The following is an 8468-nucleotide window of genomic DNA, read 5'->3' on the forward strand; positions in this document are numbered from 1 at the left end:
TGTGATGTGAATCGCATACTGATAGCCGGCCGTCTTGTTGAGGTCCTGATTTGGGCCACGAAAAACGACCCGGCAAACCGCCCAGAGTCCTTCGACGCCCAAAGCCCTATTTAATCTTCCGCCCGCAATACACACCCCAGGAGACTTGATGTCCACATGCACTGGTACACAAGGGGGATTGGTGGTCAGAATTGGCCGACTCCCTGCGTCCTCTAAGAGTTCAGCCCCTGAAAATTCCGGACACCTGGAGCGCCGGCAATGACCTCCACCAAGGACGGAATCATGACCGGGACAGCTGGTCCAGGAACCGGAGAGCCGCAAACCCTGGGCCGGCGGGCCAGCCGGTTCATCACGCGTTTTGCCGTTGAGTCACAAGTTGCATTCGCACTTATCGCCGCGATTGCAATCTTTGCTGCCGCTCTTCCTGTCTTCGCCACTGACTCCAATGTTCAGAACATGTCGCGCGTCTGGGCAGTGCTGCTGGTTGTCGCGATTGGTCAAAGCTTCACGTTGCTCGTGGGCGGATTCGACATTTCGGTCGCCGCAAACATGGGACTTGCCAGCGTCGTTGGAGGCCAAGCGATGCTCGAATATGGACTCTGGACCGGGATTCTCTCAGGAGTTCTTGCTGCCGCCGTCGTGGGACTTGTCAACGGCATTCTGGTTTCCTACTTAAACGTCTCGCCCTTCATCGCCACTCTTGGCATGTTAACTTTCCTCACGGGGCTAACAAATCAGATCAGCGGAGGCCAATCCGTCTTCGGGCTCCCGGAGGGGCTGCGGCAAGTTGGTGCAGCTGACTGGGGTCCTATCCCATCGGCGGTGGGCATTAGCCTGATCGTTCTGGGCTTAGCATGGCTGGTTCTTAATCGAACCCGGCCCGGCCTCTACTTTTATTCCATCGGCGGCGGGCGCGCTGCGTCCCTCCTGGCCGGCGTCCCGGTCGTACGGTATGGGATTCTTGCCTACACATTATGCGGGATGCTTGCCGGAGTCGCCGGCATCATGCTGGCGGCACGTGTCAGCGTCGGTCAAGCCAACATAGCACCGAGCTTCGAACTGCTGTCGATTGCAACAGCAGTGATGGGCGGGATGCGCATCGGTGGTGGCGCAGGACGTTTGACTGGGGTGGTCTTGGCCGTTGCGCTTCTGACAGTGCTCACCACGGGCTTGGACATCGCGGGCCTGTCCCAGTTTTTCCAGCAGATGTTCGTCGGTGCAGTCATCGTCGGTGCCGTACTTGTGGAGCCGCTTCGAAACGCCGGAGCCCGTCGACTGGCGGCGTTCCGTGCCCTAACCCGTGGCCGTTCCCGTGCGGGTGGCCTATCCCCCTCAAACGAACACTAGCTAGGAGAAAAAATGAAGAATTTCCGATTCTCTGCAGGCAAAACTTTACCGCGTGGCTTGTGCGTGGCATTCGTGGCCGCTCTTGTTGCCACCGTGACAGGGTGCGGTGCGGGCGGGAACAACTCGCCGGCCGCCGGGAGCAACCTGGGCGCAAAGACAGAAGCGCTCGTCAACAAACGCCTGAAGTGTGACTTCGCTCCAGCCACCAGCGATGTTCTTCTCGACTGGAAGGTCCCAAAGGCAAAGAAACCCTACAAGATCACCCTTTTGAATGTGAGCATGTCTACGTTCTACTACCAGGGTCTGGCCTACGGAGCTCAGCAAGCGGCAGATGCGTCTGGCGTCGAGTTGACGGTGGTAGCAGGTGAGGGGTACAGCTCCCCTGCGACGCAGCTGCAGCAGGTCGAGAATGCCATTCAGAAGGGCGCCGACGCAATTGTGCTCGTGCCATCAGACATTCAAGGGTCCGTCGCAGTCGTCGAAAAGGCCAAGGCCGCGGGGGTCAAGGTCGTCAACATCTCCAGCGAGGTTAATGCCGACGCCGTAACTGTGCTTCAAGACGACATCACACTCGGCGAGACAATTGCTGAGCACCTCGGCAGCGTAGCCCACGAAGGCAAGGGCATCTATATGGCCGGTCCAGCGACGGCAACCTGGTCCTTGAAGCGTACCGTGGGCTTCAGCAACCAGCTTGAGGCCAAGTTCCCGAAGCTTACGATCGCAGATGCCCCCACCCAGCTGGTTGACCCCGCGGCCGGACTGCAATCCTTTAACAACGCGGTGCAGACCCACCCCGACATCAAATGGATTGCAGGCGGCTACTACCTCCTTCTTCCTCCAGCTGCACTCCCGAGCCAGTATCGAGGACTACCCTACGTCGCGACAGGCCTTGAACCGGAGTCGGTCGACGCACTGAAAAAGGGCCTTCTCAGCGGCGTCATCAGCGTCGAACCAATTCCAATGGGCAAAGTCGGCGTCACTCGCGCGATTGAGCTCCTGAACGGTGACACGCCGCCCAAGACTACGTGCCTTCCCGCGCCGTACTACACCAAGGACAACCTCGATACGCGGGAGGCCAAGGCGGAAATGCAGCCCATTAGGGACAAGGGATGACTCAGACCCATACCGCCGGCACCGGATTTGCGCTCGAAGTGGTCGGTCTGACGAAGAGCTTTCCCGGCGTACGTGCCCTGGATAATGTCTCATTCACGGTGGCCCGGGGGGAGGTCCACTCGCTCGTCGGCGAGAACGGGGCCGGAAAGTCGACTCTGATCAAACTGCTCACGGGCGTGTACACCCCGGACAGCGGGGACATCCGGATCAACGGAAAATCCGTCTCATTCAGGTCCCCGGGTGCGGCCCGTGCCGCCGGCGTAAGCGCGGTACCCCAGGATGTCGTCGTCGTGCCCGGCATGCCAGTCGGACGCAACATCACCCTCGGGACGGAGCGTTTCTGGGTTTCGAGGAGCCGACTTGCAAATCGGGACCATCAAGCAGTGAACGAGGCGCTGGGCCGGGCTGGCGCGCGATTCACGCCCGATTCGCTCGCTGACTCCATGACCGTCAGCGAACTGCGTCTGGTCCAGATCGCCCAGCAACTATTGAAACCAGGATCCGTCTTGTTGCTCGACGAGCCAACGGCCGTTCTTTCTGAGCCGGACTCTGAGCGGCTGCTCGACACAATCCGAGACTTGCACAGTCACGGCAGGGCAGTGATCTACATCAGCCACCGCCTCGATGAGGTTCTCGAAATCTCGGATAGGATCACAGTTCTGCGGGACGGCAAGGTTGTCGCCTCGTACGCCCGGGGAGAAGTGACGCGCAGCGAACTGGTCGAGGTGATGGCGCGGAAGCGTGGCACCACCCAGGCTGTCATTGATAAACGTGAAAAAAGCTATGGACCTGAGCTTTTCCGGCTTCAAAATGTCGAATGTCGAGGAGCGTTCCTTGATACTCTCACCGCTCACGGGGGCCAGATTGTCGGTCTAACCGGTATCCAAGGCTCCGGTTACAGCGAGTTGGTCCATGCGATAGCTGGGTGGGTACCGAGAACCGGCACGGTCGAGGTCGATGGCCGTCCGATTTCCGCTGGCTCGGTGCTCGCCGCGAGGGCAGCTGGCATCGCACTGGTTCCAGCACAGCGTGAAGCTGCGGTCGTCGGAAGTTCAACCGTTCGCCAGAACATAGTTCTTTCACCTCTATCCAAGACCAAGGACCATGAGTGGTTCACGCGGATGGGCTTCCGCCGGCCCACCCAGGAGAAATCGATCGCTCGGCGATACATCGACGAACTGCAGATACATCCGCGCGATGCCGAAGCGACCGCTGGCTCTCTTAGTGGCGGAAATCAACAAAAGGTCGCCTTAGCGCGCCTTTTAGAGAGCAACGCACGAGTCATGATCGTCGAGGAACCGACTCAAGGGATTGACGTCAACGCGAAGCGGGAGATTATCGCTCTGCTCCGAAGGGCCGCGGAGCGACCGGACCGGACTGTGATCGTAGCGTCCGCAGAATTTGATGAGCTTCTCGAGATCGCCGACGTTATCCACGTCATGAAGCTCGGCCGACCTTCAGCAAGTTACCCGAATCACGAGGCAACGTACAACCGCATGCTCCACGATGCACTGCCCTGAGAACTACACCACTAGAGAGGTAATGAAATGACCGTTGAACGCCGTAATCCCAAAGGCCTGTACGTGCGCAGGCTCCCGTCCGTCGACGGACCGATCTACAGCCAGGTGACCAGCACGGTTGGCACTCGGTCCATCCACGTTGCAGGCACACTTCCATTTGACGAGAAGCAGCAGCTAGTGGGGGAAGGGGACGTGGGTGTTCAAACCCGTTGCATTCTTGAGCACATTCGACGCTCCCTAGAGGAGTTCGGGGCCACGCCTGCCGACGTGGTGCGAACGAAGACATACGTCATCGATATGGCCTCCTACCTTGAACAAGGATTGCCGGAGTGGGTGAAGTTCTTCGGAGGGGAACCACCGACCTCCACAACGGTGGGAGTGACTGAGCTCGCGGACAACCGCGCTCTGGTCGAGATTGAGGCGTACGCGGAAATCGCCGAGTAGGCGATCTTAACAGCCCAAGGCACGCGGTTGCTATGCAACCGCGTGTCTTGCATGACATGGCAGAACAGATTGAACCGCCCCGGGAATCATGTCGCCTGTTTGTTGGCGGCGGCGTCGGGTAACGAGACGATTTCTCGAGCATAGTATTCTTGTCAGCGCTGGTCGGAAAGTGAGCCATTTCTCGGGCGGCGGCCTTCAGCGATCGTTGCAACGGTTTATGGTTTTCGTCGAGGGTGAAGCCAGTCCAGCCAGGCGCTCCATGGGACTTTGCCAACCTAGGATTTCGCGTGGGCGCCGGTTGAGTTCAGCGGCGACCGTAGCGAGGTGTTCCCTGCGGTGGACGCCAGGGTCTGTCCCTTTCGGGCAGTACTGACGGAGTAGGCCATTGGATGCTCCTATGTTTCTCAACTCTCCGAGGGCACTGAATGAGAGGCTGCCGCGGCTTCCATGCCGCGGTAGAGGTGCCGGCCAAGGTGCGCTTGAGGCAGCGGCGGATGTCGCGGTGTGTTTTGCCCTGGAGGGTGCGACGGGCTTCGTATGCCCGGGTTTCGGCGTGGCATCTGATACGGGTGATCGCGACGGTGTGCAGTGCCCGGTTTAGGGCGCGGTCTTCGCCGCGGTTGAGGCGGTGCCGGGTGCATTGGCCGCTGCTGGCTTCCAGGGTGAGACCACGATGAGGCTTTTGAGTTCGTTGATGGCCTTGGCCCGGCTGACGAGCACTGCCTGGCGGGTGGCTGCCAGGGCCCTGATCGCTTCGCGCAGCCCACGGACCCGCGGACTTGACTGGTGTTCCCGGGCCATCGCGGTCCGGGCAGCGCGGACCGCGTCGAGCCGGTCGTTCTTGGCACCGCGGGCGCGTTTAAGGGCACCGACTTCCACGACAGCCTCACCGGCCAGGGCCAGTTCCCCGGCCAGTCCGGCGGCGCAGCTCCCCGTTCCCTCCAACGCCCAGACCCGGCGGCCCGGTGCATGGTCCGTGGCCCAGTCGAGCATGCGCGCGTATCCGGCGCCGTCGGCCAGCGCCTCGAGGTGGGCGCGCAGTCCGCCGGTGGCTGTATCCAGCACCGCCAGGTCGATGGTGTCCCGGATCGCCGCCGATCACGTAGTCATAGTCCTCTGCCAGTGTCGTCATTGCCGTGGTCCTTTCATCAAGCTCGCGGATACGGTTCACGCTGAGCCGGGAAAGCAGATCATTCACCGCGGCAGCACTGTGACGGGTCACGCCCGGAGGGGGCGGACAAGCTCCTAATCAAGCCAGAACCGGTGACAGATCAGGCCGGCGCCGGCAGTTCGAGGGTCACGTCAAACGGAAGGCACGCGTGGTTGCGGCCAGTATTCTCGGGAGGCACCTCTTACTGCCGGCACCCACCCTTCCGGATCAGCCCTTCCGGGGCCACCTCAAGACTCACAGTGTTCTCGTTGGACTCCTTCAAGTCCCGCACCTGAGCCCGAAGCCGCTTGATTCCCCTGACGTCGTCACTGCTCGGACCGGTCTTCTCACCGGCATCGACCTGGGCCTGCACAACCCAAGGGCCCAGCGATTCTGCATCGACTCCGAACTTCGGGCATAATCACTATCTCTCTCGCAGAAGACTGCGGCATCAACTCGAGATGGTTCACAAGCCCTCGGCCGGGCGGCTGTGCCGGGTCCGGGAGTGGGGCCGTTGGTACGCGGCAGCCAGTCGGCGAGCTGGTCGTTCAAATCCAGCCGGGACGCGAACGTCCGGCCGGGCACGAAGCGCTGGCGGAAGTAGGCGTTCATCCGCTCCACGATGCCCTTGGATTCCGGATTCCATGGCGGCAACTGCCGGATCTCGCAGCCCAGCACGCCGGCGAACGCCGCCGCCGGCTCAGTCTGCCTGCCCTGGCCGATCCCTGATTCGTTGTCCCAAACCAGGTGCTCAGGCACCTGCACCGGCCTCCTGCAGCAGCAACCACATCCCGCCCAGCAGATCAAAGGCCGTGCGGGTCGGCAGCATCCTGGCATTGGATGTATCCGGAGAGCGCGCTCGTCGTCACCAACGGAGGCTTGCTCTCCTGCCCGTGACCCAGCGGCAGCGGCTCATGGGCAACCACAAATCGCACTGCATCGCCTGGCCCGGTTCATAGACCATCCGGTCCACCGGATCCGCCGGCATATACTCGGGCCTTCCACAATGGTCGGTGGCCTCACTTTCAGTTGGCATTTATGGCCCTTGCTCCGTCCCGTCGGCGTCAACACGAACAAGGTGTCCCGCCGTGATTGCAAAATCTGATCCGAAATTTGCCCTGGAATCGCGAGTGTTTGCCATGTTATGGGTCGGGTCAGAACTCTCAAGACGATCGATTTGAGCAGGACTGCCGGTAATTATCCGTCCCATGAAGATTGCGGCCTCGCCGTGCAAATGGACGTATGCGGCTGTAGTCAACGGCGAAAGCCGGAACCTCCCACGTTGCGAGAGGTGGGAGGTTCCGGTGCCTGGGGGAGAAGTTCACGAAGGAACTTTGCTAGCTATGCTTCATTCTGTTATGCAGAAGTAAGCCACTGCCGCTGTTCCGTTCTCTGGCCGAACGGGACCTCGAATGTTGGGGTCACGGTATAGGACCAGTAGTCGTGTTGGGTGATCAACACTCCTGCGCCTCCCATTAGTTGTGCCTCAAGCTCTGCAGTTTCGATAGCCTTGCTCAGGTCATGGTTCAGACTCTCCTGATCGTCTGCGTTAACCGTCAGGGATGATGCTGATTCCTTGACTATGCCCATCTGGTGGTGCTGCTAGCCGAGCTCACGTGTGGTCTTGTGGCTGGTTTCAGGTCCTGCGAAGGCCGCGATGGCACCAAGGATCCCAACTGCCACGCACAACCACACTGCCGGCTGCCAGGAGCTCGGCCCGGCACCAAGAGCTTGGGCGACGGTGGGGGCGAAACCAGCGGCCACCAGTCCGAGCATGAGACCCACGGCCATGCCTGTGTACCGCACCTTGGAGGGGAATTGCTCGGCATAGTATGCGGCTCCGACGCCGATGGCCATGCTGTAGAAGAGGCTGATGCCGAGGACCGCAGCGACCAGCAGAAGGACGACATTGCCGGAGTCGATAGCGTTGAAAAGGACGAACAATGTCGAACTGGCACCCAAGGCGCCGATGATGTAGACGGGGCGTCGGCCGAAGCGATCGGCCCATATGCCTACTACGGGTGCCATGATCGCGGCCCCGATGTTGCCCACAGACACTGCTATCAGCATGATGACGCTTGATACGCCATGGTTCTGCGTCACGTAGGCCAGGGTGAACACGTTGAAGATGCTCCCCACGACGTTGATGCAGCTGCAGACAAGTACGCGGAGCACGGCCTTCCAGTGGTAGCGCAAGAGAGTGACGATGGGCAGGCTATCTGTTTTGCCTTCTTCGCGCACTTCCTTGAAAACTTCTGGTTCTTCAAGGTTTCGCCTCATTAGGTATGCGACGACAGTCAGGACGCCGCTGAGGAGGAACGGAATACGCCAGCCCCAGGAGAGCAATTGCTCCTGCGGCAGGGCGGCGAGGGGCAGGAAGACCAACGGGCCCAATGACATGCCGAGCTGCATACCGCTCATGGAAAAAGCGGTATAGAAAGCTCGTTTGCCATCGGGAGCATGTTCTACGGTCAGACTGCTGGACCCTGGTACTTCGCCGCCCGCTGAGATCCCTTGAAGAATCCGCAGAAAGACCAACAGGATCGGTGCTGCCATTCCCATTGTTTCGTAGGAGGGAAGGACACCGACGAAAAAGGTAGCAAACCCCATCAAGCCGACTGAGAGCATGAGAGCAAGTCGGCGGCCAAGGCGGTCACCGATGTGGCCCCAGAAGATGGCGCCGAACGGACGGGCGACGTAGGCTACGCCGAAGGTGGCGATGGACGCCAGAGCCCCTGCTCCACCTTCCATGCTGGAGAAGAACACCTTGCCGAAGACAAGGGCTGCAGCGGTGCCGTAGATGATGAAGTCGTAGTATTCCAGCGCGCTGCCAAAGAATCCGGAGAGGGCAGCACGTCGTACCCTCCGGGATTTTTGTTGCACTTCGACGTCTG

The 8468-nt window shown here is 60.5% G+C and carries 7 protein-coding genes and 1 pseudogene; 4 read left to right on the top strand and 4 right to left on the bottom strand.

Annotated features, from left to right (window positions below; all coding sequences use genetic code 11):
• Positions 1–282 precede the first annotated feature (282 nt).
• The 4 genes from QRN51_RS05655 to QRN51_RS05670 are packed head-to-tail and all read left to right on the top strand — an operon-like array spanning position 283 to position 4424.
• Complete coding sequence (locus QRN51_RS05655) at positions 283–1347, top strand: ABC transporter permease (protein ID WP_284988986.1); 1065 nt, start codon at positions 283–285, stop codon at positions 1345–1347.
• Positions 1348–1359: 12 nt separating this feature from the next.
• Positions 1360–2460: a sugar ABC transporter substrate-binding protein gene (locus tag QRN51_RS05660; RefSeq protein ID WP_284988987.1), complete on the top strand. Its 1101-nt coding sequence runs from the start codon at positions 1360–1362 to the stop codon at positions 2458–2460.
• Positions 2457–3980, top strand: coding sequence for a sugar ABC transporter ATP-binding protein (locus QRN51_RS05665; RefSeq protein WP_284988988.1), 1524 nt, complete (start codon positions 2457–2459; stop codon positions 3978–3980). Before QRN51_RS05660 ends, QRN51_RS05665 begins: the two co-directional genes overlap by 4 nt.
• Before the next feature lie 27 nt (positions 3981–4007).
• Entirely contained in the window at positions 4008–4424 is a 417-nt protein-coding gene (locus tag QRN51_RS05670; RefSeq protein WP_284988989.1) for a RidA family protein, read from the top strand.
• A 195-nt stretch (positions 4425–4619) separates the two neighbouring features.
• Here the strand turns inward: QRN51_RS05670 and QRN51_RS23455 are convergent.
• The 4 genes and pseudogenes from QRN51_RS23455 to QRN51_RS05680 all read right to left on the bottom strand — a co-directional run.
• Positions 4620–4814 (bottom strand): annotated as a pseudogene (locus tag QRN51_RS23455) (hypothetical protein); the annotation flags it as partial.
• Positions 4729–5085 (bottom strand): transposase, encoded by a 357-nt coding sequence (locus QRN51_RS23225; protein WP_350224960.1) that lies wholly within the window; start codon positions 5083–5085, stop codon positions 4729–4731. The pseudogene QRN51_RS23455 and the gene QRN51_RS23225, both read right to left, overlap by 86 nt.
• On the bottom strand, positions 5022–5489 hold the full coding sequence (locus QRN51_RS05675; RefSeq protein WP_284988990.1) for an IS110 family transposase: 468 nt from the start codon (positions 5487–5489) through the stop codon (positions 5022–5024). The genes QRN51_RS23225 and QRN51_RS05675 overlap by 64 nt, the downstream gene beginning before the upstream one ends.
• Positions 5490–7176: 1687 nt before the next feature.
• Positions 7177–8468, bottom strand: a 1292-nt coding sequence (locus QRN51_RS05680; RefSeq protein ID WP_284988992.1) for an MFS transporter, incomplete at its 5' end; no start/stop codon positions are given.

Source organism: Arthrobacter sp. efr-133-TYG-120 (genome assembly GCF_030209785.1).
Taxonomy (GTDB): domain Bacteria; phylum Actinomycetota; class Actinomycetes; order Actinomycetales; family Micrococcaceae; genus Arthrobacter.